This is a genomic window from Rhodococcus sp. As11, from assembly GCF_048957735.1.
GTDB classification, from domain to species: Bacteria; Actinomycetota; Actinomycetes; order Mycobacteriales; family Mycobacteriaceae; genus Rhodococcus; species Rhodococcus gordoniae.
In genome coordinates this window covers 82,832-104,531 of sequence record NZ_JARDJE010000018.1, presented here as the reverse complement: position 1 = coordinate 104,531, position 21,700 = coordinate 82,832, and the positions used below count along the sequence as shown (strand labels likewise).

General features: G+C 68.7%; 19 protein-coding genes. 11 read left to right on the top strand and 8 right to left on the bottom strand.

Features of this window, described 5'->3' with window-relative positions; translation table 11 throughout:
• Positions 1-160: 160 nt before the first annotated feature.
• From PV766_RS19805 to PV766_RS19795, 3 genes are all read right to left on the bottom strand, one after another.
• A complete protein-coding gene (locus PV766_RS19805) occupies positions 161-1,624 on the bottom strand; it encodes an SDR family oxidoreductase (protein ID WP_129974952.1) in 1,464 nt (487 codons plus the stop codon).
• Complete coding sequence (locus PV766_RS19800; RefSeq protein WP_421097695.1) at positions 1,621-2,985, bottom strand: TIGR01777 family oxidoreductase; 1,365 nt, start codon at positions 2,983-2,985, stop codon at positions 1,621-1,623. Before PV766_RS19800 ends, PV766_RS19805 begins: the two co-directional genes overlap by 4 nt.
• Positions 2,986-3,242: 257 nt before the next feature.
• Complete coding sequence (locus PV766_RS19795; protein WP_421097694.1) at positions 3,243-4,598, bottom strand: cryptochrome/photolyase family protein; 1,356 nt, start codon at positions 4,596-4,598, stop codon at positions 3,243-3,245.
• A gap of 28 nt (positions 4,599-4,626) precedes the next feature.
• On the opposite strand from PV766_RS19795, the gene PV766_RS19790 reads away from it, so the two are divergent.
• Positions 4,627-4,848: an RNA-binding S4 domain-containing protein gene (locus PV766_RS19790; protein WP_026003271.1), complete on the top strand. Its 222-nt coding sequence runs from the start codon at positions 4,627-4,629 to the stop codon at positions 4,846-4,848.
• 24 nt (positions 4,849-4,872) lie between these two features.
• Here the strand turns inward: PV766_RS19790 and rraA are convergent, their stop codons facing one another.
• From rraA to PV766_RS19775, 3 genes are read right to left on the bottom strand one after another with little or no spacing between them, the layout of a single operon-like run.
• On the bottom strand, positions 4,873-5,361 hold the full coding sequence (gene rraA / locus PV766_RS19785) for a ribonuclease E activity regulator RraA (RefSeq protein WP_016934073.1): 489 nt from the start codon (positions 5,359-5,361) through the stop codon (positions 4,873-4,875).
• Between the two features lie 47 nt (positions 5,362-5,408).
• Positions 5,409-5,792 (bottom strand): DUF5313 family protein, encoded by a 384-nt coding sequence (locus tag PV766_RS19780; RefSeq protein ID WP_026003270.1) that lies wholly within the window; start codon positions 5,790-5,792, stop codon positions 5,409-5,411.
• An 18-nt stretch (positions 5,793-5,810) separates the two neighbouring features.
• Positions 5,811-7,655 carry an AMP-dependent synthetase/ligase gene (locus PV766_RS19775; protein ID WP_255161987.1) on the bottom strand — a complete coding sequence of 615 codons (1,845 nt, stop codon included), beginning with the start codon at positions 7,653-7,655 and terminating at the stop codon, positions 5,811-5,813.
• A gap of 68 nt (positions 7,656-7,723) precedes the next feature.
• Between PV766_RS19775 and PV766_RS19770 the strand changes: the two genes are divergently transcribed.
• Together PV766_RS19770 and PV766_RS19765 are read left to right on the top strand one after the other, a co-directional pair.
• On the top strand, positions 7,724-8,107 hold the full coding sequence (locus tag PV766_RS19770; protein WP_129974942.1) for an ArsR/SmtB family transcription factor: 384 nt from the start codon (positions 7,724-7,726) through the stop codon (positions 8,105-8,107).
• Positions 8,104-8,730 (top strand): SRPBCC domain-containing protein, encoded by a 627-nt coding sequence (locus PV766_RS19765; RefSeq protein WP_421097693.1) that lies wholly within the window; start codon positions 8,104-8,106, stop codon positions 8,728-8,730. Before PV766_RS19770 ends, PV766_RS19765 begins: the two co-directional genes overlap by 4 nt.
• A 16-nt stretch (positions 8,731-8,746) precedes the next feature.
• Here PV766_RS19765 and PV766_RS19760 read toward each other — a convergent pair whose 3' ends face one another.
• A complete protein-coding gene (locus tag PV766_RS19760; RefSeq protein ID WP_421097692.1) occupies positions 8,747-10,234 on the bottom strand; it encodes an adenylate/guanylate cyclase domain-containing protein in 1,488 nt (495 codons plus the stop codon).
• A gap of 134 nt (positions 10,235-10,368) precedes the next feature.
• On the opposite strand from PV766_RS19760, the gene PV766_RS19755 reads away from it, so the two are divergent.
• The 4 genes from PV766_RS19755 to PV766_RS19740 all read left to right on the top strand — a co-directional run bounded on the left by PV766_RS19755 (position 10,369) and on the right by PV766_RS19740 (position 16,561).
• Positions 10,369-11,100, top strand: coding sequence for a GAF and ANTAR domain-containing protein (locus PV766_RS19755; RefSeq protein WP_421097691.1), 732 nt, complete (start codon positions 10,369-10,371; stop codon positions 11,098-11,100).
• Positions 11,101-11,165: 65 nt separating this feature from the next.
• Positions 11,166-12,719: a succinic semialdehyde dehydrogenase gene (locus tag PV766_RS19750; protein WP_129974934.1), complete on the top strand. Its 1,554-nt coding sequence runs from the start codon at positions 11,166-11,168 to the stop codon at positions 12,717-12,719.
• A 42-nt stretch (positions 12,720-12,761) separates the two neighbouring features.
• Entirely contained in the window at positions 12,762-14,081 is a 1,320-nt protein-coding gene (locus tag PV766_RS19745) for an alpha/beta hydrolase (protein WP_421097690.1), read from the top strand.
• Positions 14,048-16,561, top strand: a complete 2,514-nt coding sequence (locus PV766_RS19740) for a bifunctional lysylphosphatidylglycerol flippase/synthetase MprF (RefSeq protein WP_421097689.1) — start codon at positions 14,048-14,050, stop codon at positions 16,559-16,561. The genes PV766_RS19745 and PV766_RS19740 overlap by 34 nt, the downstream gene beginning before the upstream one ends.
• A gap of 15 nt (positions 16,562-16,576) precedes the next feature.
• Here PV766_RS19740 and PV766_RS19735 read toward each other — a convergent pair whose 3' ends face one another.
• On the bottom strand, positions 16,577-17,350 hold the full coding sequence (locus PV766_RS19735) for a DUF427 domain-containing protein (RefSeq protein ID WP_064064194.1): 774 nt from the start codon (positions 17,348-17,350) through the stop codon (positions 16,577-16,579).
• 319 nt (positions 17,351-17,669) lie between these two features.
• Between PV766_RS19735 and crtI the strand changes: the two genes are divergently transcribed.
• From crtI to PV766_RS19715, 4 genes are read left to right on the top strand one after another with little or no spacing between them, the layout of a single operon-like run.
• Complete coding sequence (gene crtI, locus PV766_RS19730; RefSeq protein WP_421097688.1) at positions 17,670-19,292, top strand: phytoene desaturase family protein; 1,623 nt, start codon at positions 17,670-17,672, stop codon at positions 19,290-19,292.
• Entirely contained in the window at positions 19,285-20,253 is a 969-nt protein-coding gene (locus PV766_RS19725) for a phytoene/squalene synthase family protein (RefSeq protein WP_371053408.1), read from the top strand. Before crtI ends, PV766_RS19725 begins: the two co-directional genes overlap by 8 nt.
• 52 nt (positions 20,254-20,305) lie before the next feature.
• Positions 20,306-20,890 carry an isopentenyl-diphosphate Delta-isomerase gene (idi, locus tag PV766_RS19720; protein WP_129974925.1) on the top strand — a complete coding sequence of 195 codons (585 nt, stop codon included), beginning with the start codon at positions 20,306-20,308 and terminating at the stop codon, positions 20,888-20,890.
• A 38-nt stretch (positions 20,891-20,928) separates the two neighbouring features.
• Positions 20,929-21,681 (top strand): ABC transporter permease, encoded by a 753-nt coding sequence (locus tag PV766_RS19715; RefSeq protein ID WP_064064192.1) that lies wholly within the window; start codon positions 20,929-20,931, stop codon positions 21,679-21,681.
• The last annotated feature ends 19 nt before the right edge of the window (positions 21,682-21,700 follow it).

The window sequence follows — 21,700 nt, the reverse complement described above, 5'->3', positions numbered from 1 at the left end:
GGGGGGGCGGGGGCGGGGGGGGGGGGGGGGGGGGGGGCCCGCCCCCCCCCCCCCCCCCCCCCCCCCACCCCGATTCGTCGTATCTGTACCATCCGCTCACGAATCGACCATCTGCAACGGCAATGTGCTGCAGCGAATGGCGAAGAATGAGCAGATCGCCCTAGCGGCCGGCGGTACCGGCGATGTTCTCGAGCATGCCCCGGAAGATGATGCCGTGGAACGGAACCAGCGCGTACCAGTAGAGCCGTCCTGCGAGTCCGCGCGGGAAGAAGATCGCGCGCTGGTGCACTCGCGAGCGACCCGACTCCAGGGGTTCGACCCGCCACTCGAGCCAGGCCCCGCCGGGTGCCCGCATCTCCGCGCGCAGGCGCAGCAGCGTCGGGCGCTCGATGCGTTCGACGCGCCAGAAGTCCAGGGCGTCACCGGTATGCAACGTCTTCGGGTGCCGGCGTCCCCGGTCGGGTCCGACGCCACCGACGAACCGGTCGAGCCAGCCGCGGATCGTCCATGCCAACGGGAAGGAGTACCAACCGTTCTCGCCTCCGATGCTCTCCACGACGGCGAACACCTTCTCCGGCGGGGAATCGGACTCGAGCGAACGTTCGTCGGTGAAGACGACCTCTCCGGCCCAGTCGGGGTCGGAGGGCAGCGGGTCGGCGGGTGCACCGACCGGGGACGCGTTCGTCCACGTCGTCTCCACCTCGCCCCGTTCGAGGCGGCCGAGAGCGAGACGGACGGCGTCGCGGTAACCGGTCGGGCCGGACTCCGGTGGGGGGATGATCGTATCGATGTCGTGGTTGCGCATCACCGCGTCGGTGGACAGCGATTCGAGCAGTGCGCGCCCGAGCGCGGGAGGGATGGGCGTGACCAGGCCGATCCACAGCCCGGCGAGTTTCGGTGTGAGAACCGGAAGGACGAGGATCCGTCGCTTCGTCAGCCCGGCGACCTCCGCGTACTGCTGCATCATCTCGCCGTACCGCAGGACGTCGGGCCCACCGATGTCGTAGGCGCCGCTGCGGGGAAGAGGAGCCTCGGCGGCGGCGACCAGATAGTGCAGGACGTCGCGTACCGCGATGGGCTGGATCCGGTTGTTCACCCACCGCGGGGTCGTCATCACCGGCAGTCGATTGCTCAGGTGCCGGACCATCTCGAACGACGCAGAACCCGAACCGATCACGACACCGGCCTGCAGCACGAGTGTGGGCACTCCGGACTCCGTCAGGATCCGTCCGACCTGAGCCCGTGAGTACAGGTGTGGCGAGAGTTCGGTCGCATCGGGGTGCAAACCGCCGAGGTACACGATGCGGGACACACCGCAATCGCGTGCGGCATCGGCGACGTTCTGCGCGGCCCGTTTCTCCGCATCGACGAACTCGTCGCGGCCGCCCATCGAATGCACCAGGTAGTACACGACGTCGATATCGCGGCAGGCCTCACGCAGGGATTCGGGATCGTCGAGGTCGCCGCGGGTGATCTCGACGTCGCTCGCCCACGGTACGTCGCGCAACTTGTCGGGGCTGCGGACGAAGACCCGTACGCGGTAACCCGCCTCGAGCAGTCGCGGAACGAGCCTGCCACCGATGTAACCGGTCGCCCCGGTGACGAGGATGCGGGTTGGGATCACGTCTCCTCCAGGATGTGGCCGAGTTGATGGCGCAGCGATGCTTCGAGATCGGGACGCCGGAATCGATACCCGATGTCGAGCAAGGCCTTCGGGACGACGAACTGGTCGGCCCGGGCGACCTCCCGCGCGCCCTCCTCGCCGAGCAGCAATCGGGGTCCGAAACCGGGGACGGGCAGCAGCGCCGGACGGTGCAGCACCGATGCCAGCACCCGCGTGTACTCCTCGTTGCGCACCGGTTGCGGCGCAACGGCGTTCACCGGTCCGGCCAGGGCGGGATCGGTGAGCGCGCGGTGGTAGACGTCGACGAGGTCGTCGATGTCGATCCAGGAGAACCATTGCCGGCCGTCGCCGAGCCGGCCTCCGAGACCGCTCGCGAACAGTGGCCGCATCAATTGCAGTGTGCCGCCGCGGGGTGTCTGGACGATGCCCGTGCGTACGTGCACGACCCGCAGGCCCTTCTTCTCCGCGGGACGCGTGGCGGCCTCCCAGTCGGCGACGACGTCGGCGAGGAAACCGGTTCCGCGGGAGGCGTGCTCGTCGAGCGGGGTGTCGCCGCGATCGTAGCCGTAGAGGCCGATCGCGGACGCGGAGACGAAGGTCGCGGGGCCGTTGGGTGTTCTCGCGGCGAGTTCGGCGAGCCGTCGTGTCGGCTCGATCCGGCTGTCGCGGACTGCGGCCTTGTGCGAGTCGGTGAACCGGCCGGCGATCGAGGCACCCGCCAGATGGACGACGGCGTCGACACCTTCGAGCAGGTCGGGCGCCGGATCGTGGGGATCCCAGTGTCGATCGTCCGGTCGCCGCGACGGTCGGCGGACGAGCCGGATCACGTGATATCCGCCCGTGGACAGGAAGGCCGTCAGGGCGGTGCCCACGAGGCCGCTCGACCCGGTCACCGCGACGGTCGCCGGCCGGATGCCCTGCGCGTGCGACCAGCGGTGGCTCGCAAGGTCATCGGCGAGCTGGCGGTGGCGGTAACGGAAGGTCTGAGTGAGGAAGCGACCCGGCACCGGTGTGACGACGCGATCGGTGACGCGGGTACGGAACTCGCCGACGGCGTCGAAAAGGTGTTCGTGCCGCCACGAACCGATCGCGGTGGCGGGACGCGACAGCAGACCGTCGTGCGAGAGTTCGTCGACGAAACGTGCGGGCGGATCGTAATCCTCGGGATCGTGCCGGGAGATCCACTGCAGTCCACCGGGGAGACCGAGGACGGCCGTGCCGGATTCGAGGGAATCGGCCTCGGCGACGACGTTCATGGGTTGCCAGGGTGGGATCAGGCGGAGTATGGCGCCGGGACGGGAGTGCCAGTCGAACACGTCGTCGCGCGGTGCGTCGACGACACTCGAGAACTCGATCCCCATACTGTGCCTCCCGTTGCCGATGCCGTCCCTGTGGTCACGGCGCCGGAGCGGGCTCCGGCGCCGTATCCACTCAAGCAGGAAGGACGCTGATCAGGAAGGTGTATGCCTCGACGAGCGGGGTGTGGATGGCCATGAAAGCGGTTTCGACGAGTGCGCGCACTGCGGTGTCCTTTCGTTGGTTCTACGGCGAACACGGTGTCCGTCCAGAAGGTGTTCGGAGCACCGATACGATCGGATGGGTCGCTTCGCCGTCTTTCTCATCGGGGTGAGCGAATTCGCTCGTATCTGTCCAGAGCGACCCGACGTTCGTGTGCGTGATCGACGACCGGTTCGGGATATCCGTCCGGAGGGCCGTCGGGCAGACTGTGCACACGAGCGCCGTCGACGCTCCGCAGTTCGGGTACCCATCTGCGCACGTATTCACCCGTCGGATCGAACTTCTCGCCCTGCCGCGTCGGGTTGAACACCCGGAAGTACGGGGCGGCGTCGGTGCCGCTGCCCGCGGTCCACTGCCAGTTGTGTTGATTGGATGCCAGATCGCCGTCCACCAGATGCTCCATGAAATGTCGTGCCCCGCGCCACCACGGAAGGTGAAGGTCCTTCGTGAGGAACGACGCGACGATCATCCGTACCCGGTTGTGCATGACTCCCTCGGCGAGGAGCTGCCGCATCCCGGCATCCACGATCGGGAATCCCGTGCGGCCCTCGCACCACGCGGTGAACAGGGCGTCGGCGTCGGGCCCGGAATCGTAGGTGATGGCGTCGAAGTCGCCGTTGTAGTTGGTGCGCGCGGTCTCGGGGCGGTGGAACAGGACGTCGGCGTAGAAGTCGCGCCACGCCAGTTCGCTGCGGAAGGTGGCGGCACCCTCGTCCGAGCGGTTCCGCAGGTCGTGCAACAGGGTCCGCGGATGGATGCAGCCGAACTTCAGATAGGGGGAGAGTCCGCTGGTGCCGTCGAAGGCCGGCCGGTCGCGGTCGGTGGCATACCGCTCGAGACCGTCGTCGAGGAATTCCTGCCACCGCTCCACCGCAGCTGCTTCACCGGCGGGCGGCGTGGGCTCGTCACCCTCGTCCGGAATCGGGACACGTGCGGAGCAGCCGGTCGGGTCCACCCAGTCGGCGGTGTCCGGGCCGGTCGCTGCGGGCGTGTGCCGGCCGTGGTCGTTCCAGGCGCGCCGGAAGGCCGAGAACACCTTGTAGGCAGTGCCGTCGGGTTTCTTCACGCGGCCCGGGGTGACGGCGTAGGGGGAGCCGGTGGCCACCAACGGAACGTCGCCGAGAGCATCGGCCACCGCGCGGTCGCGTCGCGTGCCGTACGGGCCGTGGTCGGAACTGATGTGGACTGCGGTCGCGTCGAACTCGGCGGCCACCGACGGCACGACCGTCGCGGGGTCCCCCCGGACGACGAGCAGGCGCCCGCCGAGATCCCGGTCGAGTGCTCGCAGGCAACCCGTGAGGAAGTCGCGACGACGCGCCCCGGAGGGCCGGAGCAGTGCGTCGTCGAGGACGAACAGGGCGAGCACCTCGTCGGCGGCCTCGGTGGCGGTGAGCAGAGTGGGCAGATCGTTCAGCCGGAGATCACGACGGAACCAGATGATGCTGGGGCGGGCCATGGATCCAGTGTCGGGGACAATGGGTGCCATGTCCGACGCATTCGATGTACCGATCCGTGACGAGTCGATCCGGCTCGGTCAGTTCCTCAAGCTCGCGAGCCTCATCGATTCGGGTGCAGAAGCCAAGGAAGTGATCGCCGACGGCCTCGTGTCGGTCAACGGTGAGGTGGAGGAGCGTCGCGGCCGTCAGCTGAAGGTGGGCGACGTGGTGGAGATCGCCGGTGCGAGCGCGCGGGTCGCGCACGAATGATGCGGTGACCCGCGCGCCCGGTGATCAGTTCTCGGCGCGGACGACGACGCCGTCGGAGTCGCTGTAGACGATCTCGCCGGGGTTGAACGTCACGCCGCCGATCTCGACGGGCACGTTCTTCTCGCCCGAACCGGTCTGGGTGCTCTTGCGCGGGTTGGTGCCGAGGGCCTTGATGCCGATGTCGAGCGTGCGCAGGATCGCGGAGTCGCGGACCGCGCCGTTGACGATGACTCCGGCCCAGCCGTTGTCGACACCGCGACCGGCGATGATGTCGCCGACGAGCGCGGTGTGGATGCTGCCGCCGCCGTCGACGACGAGCACGCCGCCGTTGCCCGGCTCGGAGAGGGTCTGCTTGACGAGCAGGTTGTCCTGGAAGCAGCGGATGGTGGTGATGGGGCCGACGAACTCGGTGCGGCCGCCGAACTGGATGAACTGCGTGTCGCAGCTGCGGATGTCCGGGCCGATCTCGTCGGCGAGGTCGGCGGTGGCTGTGAAGGCAGTGGCGTCGCTCATGGTGTGAGGATAGGCGGACGCGGTGCCCCGTACGGTGGGAGGCCCGGTCAGGACGCGCGACCGAAACGGCGCTCGTAGTCCTCTCGTTCGCGGTCGGCGCGTGCGCGTGCCTTCGCGCTGAGCAGCTCCGGGTCGAGGCCGTGCTGCTGGAGCCGGTGCCGTTGCCAGATGGGCATCAACGCCACCGAGAAGTACGTCCACGGCAGCAGCAGCAACAGCATCATCGAGATCGGGATCCACACCGGTCCCGGGATCAGCAGGAACAGCAGGAGCAAGGGGATCGCCGGAAGATTCCATCGCAGCAGGTACCGGCGTGATCCGCCGGGGCCCAGGATGTCGTCGCGTACCCACTCCCGCATCTCGGGCGGTAGCGTGCGACCGAACATGTAGCCGATCCGCCGCGGGAAATTCGGTCGTGCACTACTCATCATGAGATCCAGGATAGGCCGTCACCTCTCGTACAGGCCGGTCAGCCTGTCCGCGAAGTTGTCGACGACGACCTTCCGGCGCAGCTTCATACTCGGCGTCAGATCGCCCGACTCGACCGACAGTTCGCGTTCGATGATCGTGAACTTCTTGATCTGCTCCCACCGGTTGAGCTGCAGGTTCAGCTCGTCGATGTACCCGGAGATCAGCCCGTGGGTCTTCTCGTGCCGCGCGATCTCCTCGAACGAACCACCCGCACCGTTCCTGTTCGCCCACTCACCGACGGACTCCGGATCCAGGGCCACGAGCGCCACGCAGTAGGGCTTGCCCTCGCCGTAGACGACGATCTCCGAGGCGTAGGGGCACATGCCCTTGAACGTCGCTGCCAGCGACGACGGCGCGACGTACTTGCCCTGCGACGTCTTGAACATGTCCTTCTTGCGGTCGGTGATGCGCAGGTAGCCCTCGTCGTCGAGGCTGCCGATGTCGCCGGTGCGGAACCACCCGTCGTCGGAGAGCGACTCCGCGGTCGCGTCGGGCCGGTTGTGGTAGCCGGTCATCACGCCGGGCCCGCGAACGAGCACCTCACCGTCCTCCGCGATGCGGACCTCGGTGCCCGGGACGGGCCAGCCCACCGTGCCGATCCGGTTGGCGTAGGGACGGTTGACGAACGTCGCCGCCGAGGTCTCGGTGAGACCGTAACCTTCGAGGACGGGGATGCCGACGGCGTCGAACCATTCGCCGACGTCCGGGTTGAGTGCCGCCGAACCGGAGATGAAGAACCGCAGCCTGCCGCCGAAACGTTCGCGAACGGTGGAAAAGACCAGCTTGTCGGCGAGACCGTGCTGCAGATTGTCGAGCAGGCCGGGCGACCTGCCGGCCTGTCGTGCCTTCGACATCTTCCGGCCCACACCCACGGCCCAGTCGAAGATCTTCTTCTTGGCGCCGCCTTCCTCCTCCATCATCCCCTCGACGCGTGCGTGCGCCTTCTCGAAGATGCGTGGGGCCGCGCCCATGAAGGTCGGGCGAACGACCGCAAGATTCTCGACGATCTTGTCGACACGGCCGTCCACCGCGGTGGGGAAGCCGATCTGCAGGGGGAGGGTGAGCAGCACCTTTCCGAAGACGTGCGACAACGGCAGCCACAGATACTGCAGGTCGTCGGAGGTGAGCATGTGCAGCGCGTCGATGGCGGCGGCCTCGTAGGTCCACGCCGAGTGCGGCAGGCGCACGCCCTTGGGTTTGCCGGTGGTGCCCGAGGTGTAGATGAGGGTGGCCAGGTGCTCGGCCCGGATGCTGTGGATCCGGTCGAGCACGGTTCCGGCGTCCTCGGCGAGCAGGCCGCGGCCCAGCTCGGCGAGTTCGTCGAAGCCGATCACCCAGTCGCCGTCGCCGGGACCGTCGAGAACGACGACCTTCATGACCTCGGTGAGATCCCCACGGTGACCGACGAGTTTCTCCACCTGCGCTGCGTCCTCGGCGATGACGATTCGGCTGCCGGAATCGGCGACGATGAACGCGACATCCGCGGCGTGGGTGGTGGGGTAGACGGTGGTCGTCGCCGCGCCCGCGCACATGACGGCGAGATCGGAGAGCACCCATTCGTACCGGGTGGACGAGGCGAGGGCCACGCGGTCCTCGGATTCGATGCCCAGGGAGATCAGGCCGGCCGCGAGCAGCCGCACCCGGTCTCCGGTCTGTTCCCAGGTGACCGACGTCCATCCGTCGGCCCCGTCGGGGAAGCGGAAGGCCTCCTCGTCGGGGGTGGCGGACACTCGGTCGAGCAGCAGACGGGCGACCGAGGGAGCGCGGTTGTCGATGACCGCTCGGTCGACCTTTTCCTCGGAGACGCGCGTCGTTGTCGGCATGCCTCGAAGTTTAGGGAGCAAAACCGTGCTTCTGGTCAATATAAGTAGAAACTTATATAGTGGGGTTCGTGCACGGGTTCGAGGTTCTCGCAGATCCGGTCCGGCGCCGCATTCTCGAACTGCTCGCGGGCGGTGCGCAGACGGCGGGTGAGATCGTCGCGGTGATCGGCCGGGAATTCTCGATCTCCCAGCCTGCAGTCTCGCAACATCTCAAGATCCTGCGCGACCAGCGGTTCGCGGTCGTCCACAAGGACGGCACCCGGCGCTACTACGAACTCGATCCCGCGGTCCTCGTGGAACTCGAGGACTGGCTCGCGGGCCTGCATCCGCCGGTCCTCGCGGCGCTCGATGCCCTGGAGACCGAGATCGCGCGCGGCAAGCGCGAGCGGCGGAGCCGGGATGTGGTCCCGCCCACGATCCGCCGACCCGACGAGAGAAGGAGATCCTCATGAAGAACGTGATCACGAGCAACGAGACGAATCGCCGCACGGTCGGGCGCCGCACCGTCGAGGGGCGCGAGGCCGAGGTCGTCACGGTCTCGCGCAGCTACCGCACGAGCGCCGAGGACCTGTGGGAGGCGTGCACCGATCCGCAGCGCATCCCCCGCTGGTTCCTGCCCGTCGAGGGCGACCTCCAGGTCGGTGGCCGGTACCGGCTCGAAGGCAACGCCGCCGGCGAGATCCTCACCTGCGATCCGCCGCGGATGTTCACGGCCACCTGGGAATTCGCGGAACAGGTCAGCTGGATCGAGGTGTCGATCCTCCCCGAACCGGGAGAGCGTGCGCGCCTGGAACTCTCACACATCGCCCGCCCCGACGAGCATTGGGAGCAGTATGGTCCGGGTGCGGTCGGTATCGGCTGGGATCTGGCACTTCTCGGACTCGGTCTGCACCTCGAATCGGGAGAATCGGTGAATCCGAAGGAGTTCGAAGCCTGGTCGATGTCGGAGGAGGGACTGCAGTTCGTCCGAGACAGCAGCGCGGCCTGGTGCGAGGCCGATATCGCCGCCGGCGAGGACCCCGAACAGGCACGCGCTGCCGCCGGCCGGACGAGCGCGTTCTACACCGGCGGCTGACGAGCCGGCCGGCCCTTCAGTTCTCCTCCGAGCGACGTCGCTGCCGGGCGTTGGCAAGCGCGGCAGCGGAACGCAACACCTGCGGGGTGCGTCGCGCCGCCCGCAGGACGGCACGGTCGAAGGGGTTGAGCGAGACGCGTCTGCGGGGCGCCTGCAGGGTCGGCTGCCCGCCGACGAGGGCGAAGAGACGGACCTTGCCCGGCACGCCGGCGAGCCGATGCGACCCCCGGTCGGCGAACCACAGGCCCGATCCGCCGGCCAGCTCGCGCGCGTGGCGCGAGACGAGCACTTCCCCCGGGCGGGCGGCGGCGCCGATCCGCGCGCCCACGTGCACGGTCATGCCTGTGACGTCCGTGCCGGTCGGCTCGACGATGCCGGCGTGTACCCCGGCACGGACCTCGAATCCGAGACGGTGCGCCTCCTCGACGATCCGTGCCGCGCACTGCACGGCGGCCACGGGCCCGTCGAACAGGCTGAAGGTGCCGTCCCCGACGGTGCTCACCAGCCGCCCGCCCGCTTCGGTCACCGCGAACCGGACGTCGCGTTCGTGACGTGCGAGCAGGGCCCGGTAGGAGGTGTCGCCGATGCGTGCGAGGAGCTTGGTCGACCCGACGATGTCGGTGAACAGGGTTGCCGCGAAACGCCGGCCGGCGTCGACGGGTGGGACGGACCCGCGGACGAGTTCCTCGACCATGGTCTGGACCTGTGACCATGCTTCGCCGAGCGCGGCGCCGCGCGGGGACGGCCGGGTGATCACCAGCTCTCCGTGCGGCACCAGACCGGCCAGATATCTCGCCGGGGCCACCGGGATCGAACCCCCGGACACCAGCACCACCTTCGTGGGGCACTGCACCGACCCGAGGGCGTGCGAATAGTCGATCCGCAGACTCGCCTCGAGGTGCGCGCTCATCGTGCTCGGCGACGCCGAGCACCGCTCGAGCATGGCCATCAACCGGCGGTTGTAGGGACTGTCGACGTGCGCGTCGGTCAACGGCACCGTGAGTCCCTCACCCCAATGCCGGACGGCGTCGCGCCACGACTCGACGAAATCGGTGATCTCGGGCTCCGTCCACCCGTGCGGCGGCCGGTCGTAGTCGAGGAGTGGTTCGCAGTACGGCGCGACGAGCATCAACGCGTGGACACGGTCGGGAGCGGTCGCCGCGACGAGTACCTGCGGTCCGCACGTGCTGTGGATCCCGACAAGTGTGGCGTGCCGGATCTGCTCGGCGTCCATGACGGCGAGGACGTCCTCCGCCTGCTGTTCGATCGTGGGCACGTGATCGACGGGATCGGAGAGCCCGAAACCGCGGCGCTGGAAGTAGACGGCGCGCGAGTAGGTCGCGAGGCGTTCGAAGAGCGAGTGCATGTACGGATCGGTCCACAGCAGATCCAGGTGCATCTGGACCTCGAAGAACCACACGACGTCGGCGGGACCGGCGCCGACCACCCCGTAGGCCAGGTTGTGACCGTCGCGGGGCAGGTACCGGGTGACCGGTGGATCCACTCGTACAGCCTAACGGGGTGAAACGGAAGAGGTCGTGTTCCGAAGGTGGGGCGGCCGTGCAAGACTCGCGGAACCGGGTGATCCGGTCGTCGGATCCGTCGGGTGACGGATTCCGCGGGAGGGAGGATGTTCCTATGACACGTTCACCGGAAGCGAGCGATATCGGACGCCGTATGGCGCAGCTCGCGCGCGGTTTCTACCGCCCGTCCGATCTCGACGAAACCCTGCGCGGTGTGACCTCGGCCGCAGTCGAACTGGTGGAGGGGACCGATTGTGCCGACATCCTCATCGTGACCGGAAGGAAGCATTTCCGCTCCCTCGCCGCGACGTCGGAACTCGCCGAGCACCTCGACGACGTCCAGGAGCAGTTCGGGGAGGGTCCGTGCCTCGATGCGAGCTTCAAGTACCTCGTGGTGCGCTCCGAAGACCTGCGGACGGATACCCGGTGGCCGCGTTTCGCGAAGGCTGCGGTGGACGCGGGTGTACTCAGTGCCTTGTCTTTCCAGCTGTATCTCGATCAGGAGAGCATGGGAGCGCTGAACATGTTCTCTGCGAGAGCCGAGGCGTTCGGTCCTCCGTCGGAGGCGACTGCCGAGGTCCTCGCCGCTCACGCGGCGATGGCAATGAGTGCGGCACGCAGTCAGGGGCAGTTCGCGTCCGCCTTGGCGACCCGCGACATCATCGGGCAGGCCAAGGGCATGATCATGGAGCGTTTCGGTGTCGATGCCGTCGCGGCCTTCGAACTGTTGCGCCGGCTCTCGCAGGACAGCAACGTCCCCCTCGCCGAGGTCGCCCAGGGAATCGTCGAAGCAGGTCCCGAGCGACGCGACGATCGGGAGACGGGCATCGACGTCACGCCTGTGTGACAGCGCACACCCACCCGGGTAGGTTTGGTGAAACTGCAAGTACTACTCACCGGTAGGGGTGCATCATGCCAGCTCCGAGCGCTGCGACCTTCCAGCGTCTTGCCGACCTCATCGCGATCCCCGACGCCGCCGAGCGGACCACCCGCCCCGTCGTCGAGGCCTTCACCGGCCGGGAACTGGCCACCGTCCCGGTCGGCACGGCCGAGGACGCGAAGGCCGCGATCGACCGGGCCCGCACCGCGCAGGTCGCCTGGGCGAAGCTGCCCGTGGACGAGCGCGCCGCGATCATGCACCGGTACCGCGAGCTCGTGCTCTCCCGGCGCGAGCAGCTCATGGACATGGCGCAGGCCGAGACCGGCAAGTCCCGTGTCTCCGCGCAGGAAGAGGTGCTCGACATCTCGATGACCGCGCGGTTCTACGCGCGCGTCGCGCCGAAGCTGCTGCGTCCCCGCAAGGCGACGGGCATGCTGCCGATCCTGACGAAGACCACCGTCCTGCACCATCCCAAGGGCGTCGTCGGCGTGATCGCGCCCTGGAACTACCCGATGACGCTGGCGGTGTCGGACGCGATCCCCGCCCTGCTCGCCGGCAACAGCGTGGTGCTCAAGCCCGACAGCCAGACCCCGTACTGTGCGCTCGCCGTCGTCGAACTCCTCTACGAGGCCGGCGTTCCCCGCGACGTCTTCGCCGTGGTCACCGGTCCCGGAACCGTGGTGGGCACCGCGATCGTCGAGAACGCCGACTACCTGATGTTCACAGGTTCGTCGGAGACGGGACGTCTGCTCGCCGAGCAGGCCGGCCGGCGCCTGATCGGGTTCTCCGCCGAACTCGGTGGCAAGAACCCCATGATCGTCACGGCCGGGGCGAACCTGCGCGAGGTCACGAACGCCGCGGTGCGGGCGTGCTTCTCCAATTCCGGCCAGCTGTGCATCTCGATCGAGCGGATCTACGTCGAGAAGTCCATCGCGCCGGAGTTCGTCCGGATGTTCGGCGCCCGGGTGCGCGAGATGGCGCTCGGTGCCGACTACGACTTCGGCACCGAGATGGGATGCCTCATCAGCGAGAGCCAGGTCGAGACCGTGACCCGGCACGTCGAGGACGCCGTCGCCAAGGGCGCGACCGTCGTCGCGGGCGGAAAGGCACGGCCCGATCTCGGCCCGCTGTTCTTCGAACCCACGGTGCTGACCGACGTGCCCGAGGACGCCGAGTGCTACCGGGGCGAGACGTTCGGGCCGGTGGTGTCGATCTACCCGGTGGAGAACGTCGAGGAAGCGATCCGCGAGGCCAACGACACCGAGTACGGACTCAACGCGTCGGTGTGGGCCGCGACGAAGGCGCAGGGCGAGGCCGTGGCGGCGCGGGTGCGTGCCGGCACGGTGAACGTCGACGAGGGGTACGCACCGGCGTGGGGGAGCACCGATGCCCCGATGGGCGGCATGGGCATCTCCGGCATGGGCCGCCGCCACGGCGCGGAAGGCCTGTACAAGTACACCGAGGCACAGACGATCGCGACGACACGGCTGCTCAACCTCGACGGTCCGCGCGGGCTCCCGCGGCGGGTGTGGGCGAAGATGCTCGCCCCCTTCGTCGAATCGATGCAGTGGCTGCCGGGGCGCTAGAGATCCGATCGATCGACCCGGGCGTCGCGCATACTGATCGTCATGTCCTGGGCCGGGATCGAGGAGTCGGTGCTGGGTACACCGCTGACCACGCGACCAGCGGTCGCGATCTTCGCCGTTCTCGTGGTGACAGGCCTGGTCGTGCTGCTCGCCCGCAGGCACCGCTCGTGGTTCGTGCGCGGCGCCCCCGTCGCAGCGCTCACGGCTGTCGCCCTCACCGCCGTGGCAGCACTCCTGGTCGAGAAGGTGTGGAAACCCTTCCCGGACCGTTTGCCATGGGTGGTGTACGGATGGGTGGCGGTGGCACTGCTCGCCGTCTCACTGCTGATCGGACGATGGTTCGTACGGCGGCGCGATCGGCGTCGGCCCTTCGTCGCGGTGACACTCGTGGTGGTGGCGGTGCTCGTCGTGATCGCGGCCGCGGGCCGGATCAACGCGGTCTACGACGCCTATCCGACCGTGCGGGCGGCACTCGGCATCAGCGACTACCGAAGCGTCCCCTTCGACGATCCGTCCGTCCGGGCGTCGCGGACCGTACCGCTGGAGAACTGGTCGGCGCCGGCCGACCAGCCCGCGACCGGAGCGGTCACCTCGGTGACGATTCCCGGGACGGTCTCCGGATTCCGGGCACGGGGGGCACGCGTCTACCTTCCGCCCGCGTACTTCTCGGATCCGAGACCCGAACTGCCCGTGCTCGTCCTGCTCGCCGGACAACCGGGAAGCCCGGAGGACTGGCTCGTCGGCGGGCGTCTCGCACAGACCATGGATGCCTACGCCGCCGAGCACCGGGGCCTGGCACCGGTCGTCGTGCTCGCGGACGGTACCGGAGGCCAGTTCGACAACCCGTTGTGCACGGATTCGCATCTCGGCAATGCGGCAACCTATCTCGCCGTCGACGTGCCGTCCTGGATACGGGACGGCCTGCAGGTCGACGACGATCCGAAGGCGTGGGCCGTCGGCGGATTGTCGTACGGCGGAACATGCGCACTGCAACTGGCCACCACCCGCCCCGACGTCTACCCGACCTTCCTGGACATGTCGGGACAGGCCGAACCCACCATCGGTGATCGGGCCTCGACGATCCGGGACGTGTTCGGCGGCGATGCGGAAGCATTCGCCCGCAACAATCCTGCCGACCTGCTCGCCCGCAACCGGTATCCCGACTCCGCCGGTGCTTTCGTGGTGGGACTCGACGATTCCGAATACCGTGCCGGGGTGGAACAACTCGCCGCGGCGGCCCGGGAGGCAGGGATGGACGTCCACCTCACCGAACTGCCGGGTACCCACAGCTTCGCCCTGTGGTCCGCAGCGCTCGAGAAGGAGTTGCCATGGCTCGCACAACGGCTCGGGCTCGGCAACTGACGTCCCGCATCGGGAGGGCGGTGCTCCGGGCACCCGTCTCGTGCGGACTCCTCGTGCTGCTCTGGTTCCTGGCGGTCACCACCGGCTCGACGCGGAGCGGCCCGTCGCGCGCGACCGCGTCCGAGGTCTCGCTCGGGATCCCGAACATCGCGGACGGGCACCTGTGGACACTGTGGACCTCGGGGTTGTTCGCTTCCGGCCTCGGTGAATACGTGGTCGGAAGCATCGCGATCCTCGCCGTCGCGGTGCCGGTCGAACGTCGCATCGGCAGTCGCAGGTTCACGCTCGCCGCACTCGTCTCCCAGGGCCTGGGGGCGGCACTGGCGTTGCTCGTGGCCCGGATCGCTTCGCTCGTGCCGAACCTGTGGGGGCGGGAACTGCACACCCATCTCACCGAGGACCCGCTGGCCTGGGTGCTGGGCGTCCTGCTCGCGTCCACCACTGCGATGGGCACCCTGTGGCGTCGCCGCATACGAACCCTTCTGCTGGTGTTCCTGGTGACCGCAGCTCTGTTCGCGGGGCACCTGCAGGACGTGAACAGGGTGACGGTCGCGCTCGCCGGGTTGCTCGTCGGCCCGCTCCTGTTCGGTCGCGGTGTGCGCCGTCCGACGCTCGGCGGCACCATCCGGGAACGCCGCACGCTCGTCGCGCTCGTCGTCGCGGCGAGCGTGCTCGGCCCGATCTTCGCGGCGTTCTCCCCACATTCGATCGGTCCGCTGTCCGCGCTACGCGAACTGTTCGAGCAGGTTCCCTACAGCCCGCGAGAACTGGTGGACGTCTGCGCCGATCCGGCGCTCCACGACGAATGCCGGAAAGGGCAGCAGGCCCTGCGCCTGTCGGGAATCGGTCCCCTGGTGGCCGATCTCCTGCCGTCGATACTGCTGCTGATCGGTGCCGAAGGGCTGCGCCGCGGGCGACGGGCGGCATGGTTCCTCTCGGTGGGAGGACACATCGTGCTGATCGCCGTGGCCGCCGCGAGCACGATCGTGCGCGTGGCCGAACAGGACGAGACCCGGTCGCTGCTGTACGGGATCCATCGGCACAGCTCCGTAGCCATGGAACTCGCGCCGCTCCTCGCCCTGGTCACCGTGCTCACCGTGTTGTTGCTGACCCGCACCCTGTTCGATGTCCGCGCACCGCGGGGAACCTATCGCCGGGTCTGGGCCGGAACCGCGGCCACCGCAGGCATCGCGCTCGTGACGTACCTGGTGGCGGGCACGCTGGCCGCCGACGGATTCGACCGTGATCCGGGCGTCGGCACCTTGCTCCGCGACGCTCCCCGCCGGCTCCTTCCACCGGTCTGTCTCCAGCTCTTCGAGCCTCCCGTGATGCCACTCGACACCGCGGCCACCCTGCTGTTCGAGTGGACCGGTGTGATCGTCTGGGTCGTCTTCTGTGCCCTGATGCTGCGCAGTTTCCTCGTTCCGCCGCTCGGGGTCGACCTCGGTGACGAGCAGCGGGTGCGAGAACTCCTGCACTGTCCGGGCGGCGGCTCGATGGCGTGGATGACGACCTGGGCAGGAAACCGGTACTGGTTCAGCGCCGACGGCCGGCACGCCGTCGCGTATCGGGTGCACTCGGGCGTCGCGCTGACCACGACCGATCCGATCGGTGAGCGCTCGTCGCTGACCGGAGCGATCGACGAGTTCGCGGCCTACTGCCTCGGCAACGGATGGACCCCGTGCTTCTACACGGTGGGCGAGGACACCGCAGCGATCGCCCGGGAGCACGGCTGGACCTGCCTGCAGGTCGCCGAGGAGACCGTCGTCGATCTCGCGGATCTCGCCTTCAAGGGCAAGAAGTTCCAGGACGTACGGACCGCGCTCAACCGTGCCGCCAAGGACGGGATCGAAGCGAAGTGGACCACCTTCGCCGCCGCGCCGCTGTCGGTGACCGAGCAGATCGTCGACATCTCCGAGGAATGGGTGGCCGACAAGGGACTGCCGGAGATGGGATTCACGCTCGGAGGACTCGCCGAACTGCGGGACCCCGAAGTCCGGTTGCTGCTCGCGGTCGACGCGAACGAGCACGTCCATGCCGTCACGTCGTGGATGCCGGTCTACCGGGACGGGAAGGCTGTGGGTCTGACACTGGACTTCATGCGGCGCCGTTCGGACGGGTTCCGGCCCGCGATGGAATTCCTCATCGCCTCCGCGGCACGCTCCGCCGCAGAGGAGGGCCTCGAATTCCTGAGTTTGTCGGGTGCCCCGCTCGCGAGCGTGGACGGTGCGTCCGGACTCGACCGCGGGGCCTTCGACGCCCTGCTCGACCTGCTCGGCCGCACTCTCGAACCCGTCTACGGATTCCGCTCGCTGCTGGCGTTCAAGGCGAAGTTCCAGCCCCGCTACCGGCCGCTGTACATGGTGTTCCCGGACCCGGCGGCGCTGCCGGCCATCGGGATCGCGGTCGGTCGTGCCTATCTGCCGCACATGTCGCTCGAGGAAGGTGGCCGCCTGGTCACACATCTGTTGCGCCGATGACGGTTGCTCACGTCCTCACTCCTCGACCGTGATCTCCGCGGCGTCGTCGTAGAAGCACACGTATCCCTCGATGAACTCCATGCCGGGGAACGGCTCGGGATACGACCATGCGACGTTGTCCTCGGGCGGCGTGCCGGAGAACGACCAGTACCGGGCGATGCCCTTGTAGGGGCAGCTCGTCCGCCATTCCGATTCCTCGAGCACCGAGAAGTCGACGTCCTCGGGCGGCAGGTAGTAGCGGGTCGGCAGGCCGGTCTCGAACACGAGCACAGGATTGCGGGTCTCGCCGACCACGACGTCGCCGATGGTCACCCGCACGTGGCGCGAGCTGCGCAATGCGTCGACTCGGTGAAAGGGATCGCGCGGATGGGTGAACACTTCGGTCTCCTCCTCGAACCACCGCTCGCCCTCGTCGAGGTCCTCGCCCGGCCCCGTCTCACCCCACCGGAACCACTGGAAGACGAGGCGGTCGTCGAGCCCGTCGACGTCGAGCTGGCAGACGGGTGAATAGGCCCGCCGGTCGCCGACGACGATGTCGTACCACTGCCACACGTCCTGCCGGGATCGGCTGGGCGACACGGAGGCCGAGATCAGGTCGAGCCGGACGTGCTCACGGGGGAAGGCATAGAACGGGACGGGTTTGCCCGGTGCCCACACCAGTACGGCCCGGCTGCTGTCGACCACGGTCCGGCCGAACCACTCACCCCTGATCCGGCGCTCGGTGGGTTCGTAGAGATAGTCGTCGGTCTCCGGTGGGCGTCGGAGCACAGCGGTCTTGCGGGCAGCCATAGGTCGACCGTATCGCGCCGTTCGAAGGAAGGGACCGGACCGGTCGGGCAGAGATCCGGGAACCGGACCCATCCGCCCGCCACCCGGCTCCGAATACGGGACGAGGCGGCGTGAGGGCCGTCACCAGAACCGACCGAGAAGAACCGATACGACACCCGAACAGCTCCGGCGGCGACCAGAGGAACACCGACATGCACCCATCCGAAGCCCGGCCCAACGACAACCGGCACCCGCATCCGTCCGTAGGTTTTCTCCAGTTGTTCATGGAAGCGCGCACCCGCGTGGAGCAGGTGACGCCACGCGTACAGGGAGGGAAGGCATGAGATCCGTCAGCGGCCCCGCCGAGTCCGTCGTCGTGGTGGGTGCGGGCCTCGCGGGGTTGTCCGCAGCGCTCCATCTCACCGGAGCCGGCAAGCGCGTCACCGTCCTCGAACGCGAGAACACGGTCGGCGGTCGCGTCGGTACGTACCCGGTCTTCGAGGACGGCCGGCATCTCTACGACATCGACAACGGGGCCAGTGTGCTGACGATGCCGGACCTGATCGCCGACGCGCTCGCCGCCGTCGGTGAATCCTTCGACTCGACCGCCCCGGCACTCGCCCTCACCCCGCTCGCACCCGGCTACCACGCGCGCTTCGCCGACGGCACCGCCCTGAACGTGTACGCCGATCCGGACGAGATGACCGCCGAGATCGCGCGGGTGTGCGGCCCCGACGAAGCCGGCGGATACCGGCGGCTGCGCCGCTGGCTCGCGTCGATCTTCGACGCCGAGTTCGACCGCTACATCGACTCCAACTTCGACTCGCCGCTCGACCTGGTATCGACGCCCGCGGCGCTGCGGGACACCGCGAACCTGGTCCGGCTCGGCGGCTTCGGTCGCCTCGGAGCACGCGTCGGGTCCTTCGTGAAGGACGACCGGCTCCGGCGGATCTTCACCTTCCAGGCGCTCTATGCGGGAACCGCCCCGGCGACGGCCCTCGCGGTCTACGGCGCCATCGCCCACATGGACACCTCGCTCGGCGTCTACTTCCCGAAGGGCGGCATGTCCGCCATCGCCGCTGCCATGACGGACGCCCTGGTACGCAACGGCGGCACGGTGCACACCGGGATCGACGTGGCGGAACTGCGCGTCGAGGACGGCCGCGCGGAAAGCGTGCGATCCGCGGACGGCCGGTACTTCACCGCCGACGCCTTCGTCCTCACCGCGGATCTGCCCGTGGTGGACGATCTGCTCCTCCGTGCCGGGGTCCTGCCACGCCGACGCAGCCGGAGCGCGACGGTCGCGTCGCCGTCCGCCGTCGTCTTCCACGGCACGGTGCCCACCGACGTGACCCGGGCCTGGCCGTCGGACTCCCACCACACCATCGATTTCGGTGCCGAGTGGTCGGAGACCTTCGCCCGGATCACGGCGCCGCGCGGTCACGGCCGGTTGATGGCGGATCCGTCGCTGCTCATCACGCGACCCGCCGTGACCGATCCGTCCCTGCGGATCGTGCGGGGCGGCGTCGAGTGCGAGCCGGTCTCGGTGCTGGCACCGTGCCCGAATCTCGCGTCCGCGCCTCTCGACTGGGGCCGTCTGGGCAGGCCGTACATGCGGGAGATCCAGCAGGTCCTCGAGCGTCGCGGCTACCGGAATCTGACGAGTGCCATGCGCATCGACCATCTCGACACCCCGCAGACCTGGGCGGACAAGGGGATGCTCGACGGCAGCCCGTTCTCGGCAGCACACCTCTTCCGTCAGACCGGTCCCTTCCGCCGACCCAACCTCGTGCCCGGGGTCGACAATCTCGTTCTCGCCGGGTCGGGCACCACGCCCGGAGTCGGCGTCCCGACCGTGATCATCTCGGGACGGCTTGCCGCGGAACGTATCTCGGGTAGCAACTTCACCGGTTCCACGCCGGTGCCGGTCCCGATGGAAATGGGTGCGACGGCTCATGGGTGAACTCGACGCAATCGATCCCGGCCTGCACGAGGCGTACCGGCTGTGCCGTGAACTCAACCGGCGCCACGGCAAGACCTACTTCCTCGCGACCCGTGTCTTCCCGGCGTCCAAACGTGCCGGGGTGCATGCGCTCTACGGTTTCGCGCGGATGGTCGACGACATCGTCGACGTGAAACCGGTCGACGCGGCACCGGTTCTCGACGCACTCGAACGCCGGCTCACCGATGCGCTCGGCGGCCGACCACCGACCTACGACGAATTCGGTCTCGTATTACGAGCACTCGTCGACACCACGCAGCGGTACGACATCCCGCACGAGTACTACTACGCCTTCCTTCGCTCGATGCGGATGGACATCCCCGGCACCGAGCTGTTCCGTTCGCGGTACCGCACGATGGACGAACTGTCGGAGTACATGTACGGCTCGGCTGCCGTCATCGGACTGCAGATGCTGCCCATCCTGGGGATCGAGACGGAACGCGAGCGGGCCGAGGCCCCCGCCGCCGCACTCGGTGAGGCCTTCCAGCTCACCAATTTCATCCGCGACATGGGGGAGGACCTCGACCGCGACCGCATCTACCTGCCCACCGATGTGCTCGCCGCCTTCGACGTGGACGAGGAGCTGCTGTGGCACTGCCGGCGGACCGGGCAGCGCGACGTGCGGCTCGAGCGCGCCCTGGCGCATCTGATCGCGCACACCCGCTCGATCTACCGTGTGGCCGAACCGGGCATCGACCTGCTCGACCCCGAGGTGCGGCCCGCGATGCGCACCGCCTTCGTGCTCTACGGCGACATCCTGAGAGCGGTGGAGGAGAGCGGATACCGGGTACTCCACCAGCGCGCACGCGTGTCGCGGCGCCGGCGCCTGTCGGTGGCGGCACCCCAGCTGGCCTCGGCCGGTTGGACCACACTGCGCACACGGTCGAGACTGGGAGTGGTCACCGCGCCGCAGGACCGGTGACACCTGCCCGGCCGAGCCGGCATTCGGACACGAATACAGAACAGGACATCACATGGAACAGGTCGTGCTGCTCGACGACGCAGGCCGCGCGGTCGGAATCGAGCCGAAGGCGACGGTGCACACCACCGACACCCCGCTGCACCTCGCCTTCTCGTCGTACGTCTTCGATCCCCACGGACACGTTCTGCTCACCCGGCGGGCCCTGGACAAGTCGACCTTCCCCGGTGTCCTGACGAACAGCTGCTGCGGCCATCCGGCTCCGGACGAGCCGCTCACCGAGGCCGTGCGCCGCCGGCTGGGTCAGGAACTCGGACTCGAGGTGCACGACATCGAGGTCGTCCTGCCGTCCTTCCGATACCGGGCGGTGATGGACAACGGCATCGTGGAGAACGAGATCTGCCCCGTCTTCCGGGTGCTGTACGACGGGCCGGAGCCCACCCCCGAGCCGTCGGAGGTGCACGACACCGAATGGGTCGACTGGGGGGAGTTCTCCGAGGACGTCGTCGAGGGACGCCGTGACGTGTCGGTGTGGTGCCGCGAGCAGGTCGGGCAGCTCCGGGAGCTCGGTCCCGATCCGCGGCGCTGGCCGGTGGCGTCCGCCGCGGATCTTCCACACGCCGCGCCCGAGCGTCGATAGGGCGGCATCCGGTGAACGGGGTCGTTAACGTCGACCCCGTGATCGACCCGTCCGTCCTGATCCGCACGATCGTCGGTGTCCTCGCCCTTGCTGCGATCTCGACGGCGGTCCTGTGGGCGTTCCGCGCCCCGCACCGATTCGCGCCGGTCGGTGCCATCGCCCGCGGCGCGGTCCAGCTCGCACTCATCAGCGTCGTGCTCTCCGGTGTCATCGCCGACGCCCGCTGGGTCGCCGTGGTGCTCGTGGTGATGTTCACCGTCGCGTGGTGGACGGCCTGCCGACGCATCGGGAGCGACGCCGTCGTGCGCGGGGTGACGGCCGCCGCGATGCTGACCGGCGTGCTCGTCTCGGCGGGTGTCGTCTTCGCGACCGGCGCGGTGGAGGCCACCCCGCGTTACGCGCTCGCGCTCGGCGGCATCATCATCGGCAACACGATGACGGTCGCGACCCTCGCCGGTCGCCGCTTCCACGACACCGTCGACGACCACTGGTCCGAGGTGGAGGGCTGGCTGGCGCTCGGCGCGACCATGCGGCAGGCGACGCTCTCACCCGCCCGGTTCGCCGTGCACGCGGCGATGATCCCGTCGACCGATCAGACGAGGACCACCGGTCTGGTGACCCTGCCCGGAGCCTTCGTCGGCGCGATCTTCGGCGGGTTGTCACCGGTCGAGGCCGGACGGTTCCAAGTGGTGGTGCTCGCCGCGATCATGGCGACGGCCTCCATCACGTCCGTGTCGATGGCGCTCGGTCTCGGCCGCGCCCTGCGGTACCGTCCCGTGGTCGTCGCGTGAGACGGCGGTCTGCGGTGCG

Bases quoted from the DNA above. Each gene is read 5' to 3' on its own strand.
- PV766_RS19750 (WP_129974934.1), top strand. From the start codon at position 11,166: ATGCCAGCTCCGAGCGCTGCGACCTTCCAGCGTCTTGCCGACCTCATC.
- PV766_RS19800 (WP_421097695.1), bottom strand. From the start codon at position 2,985: ATGGGGATCGAGTTCTCGAGTGTCGTCGACGCACCGCGCGACGACGTG.
- PV766_RS19790 (WP_026003271.1), top strand. From the start codon at position 4,627: ATGTCCGACGCATTCGATGTACCGATCCGTGACGAGTCGATCCGGCTC.
- PV766_RS19725 (WP_371053408.1), top strand. From the start codon at position 19,285: ATGGGTGAACTCGACGCAATCGATCCCGGCCTGCACGAGGCGTACCGG.
- PV766_RS19735 (WP_064064194.1), bottom strand. From the start codon at position 17,350: ATGGCTGCCCGCAAGACCGCTGTGCTCCGACGCCCACCGGAGACCGAC.
- PV766_RS19775 (WP_255161987.1), bottom strand. From the start codon at position 7,655: ATGCCGACAACGACGCGCGTCTCCGAGGAAAAGGTCGACCGAGCGGTC.
- PV766_RS19745 (WP_421097690.1), top strand. From the start codon at position 12,762: ATGTCCTGGGCCGGGATCGAGGAGTCGGTGCTGGGTACACCGCTGACC.
- crtI (WP_421097688.1), top strand. From the start codon at position 17,670: ATGAGATCCGTCAGCGGCCCCGCCGAGTCCGTCGTCGTGGTGGGTGCG.
- PV766_RS19765 (WP_421097693.1), top strand. From the start codon at position 8,104: ATGAAGAACGTGATCACGAGCAACGAGACGAATCGCCGCACGGTCGGG.
- idi (WP_129974925.1), top strand. From the start codon at position 20,306: ATGGAACAGGTCGTGCTGCTCGACGACGCAGGCCGCGCGGTCGGAATC.
- rraA (WP_016934073.1), bottom strand. From the start codon at position 5,361: ATGAGCGACGCCACTGCCTTCACAGCCACCGCCGACCTCGCCGACGAG.
- PV766_RS19780 (WP_026003270.1), bottom strand. From the start codon at position 5,792: ATGATGAGTAGTGCACGACCGAATTTCCCGCGGCGGATCGGCTACATG.
- PV766_RS19740 (WP_421097689.1), top strand. From the start codon at position 14,048: ATGGCTCGCACAACGGCTCGGGCTCGGCAACTGACGTCCCGCATCGGG.
- PV766_RS19755 (WP_421097691.1), top strand. From the start codon at position 10,369: ATGACACGTTCACCGGAAGCGAGCGATATCGGACGCCGTATGGCGCAG.
- PV766_RS19795 (WP_421097694.1), bottom strand. From the start codon at position 4,598: ATGGCCCGCCCCAGCATCATCTGGTTCCGTCGTGATCTCCGGCTGAAC.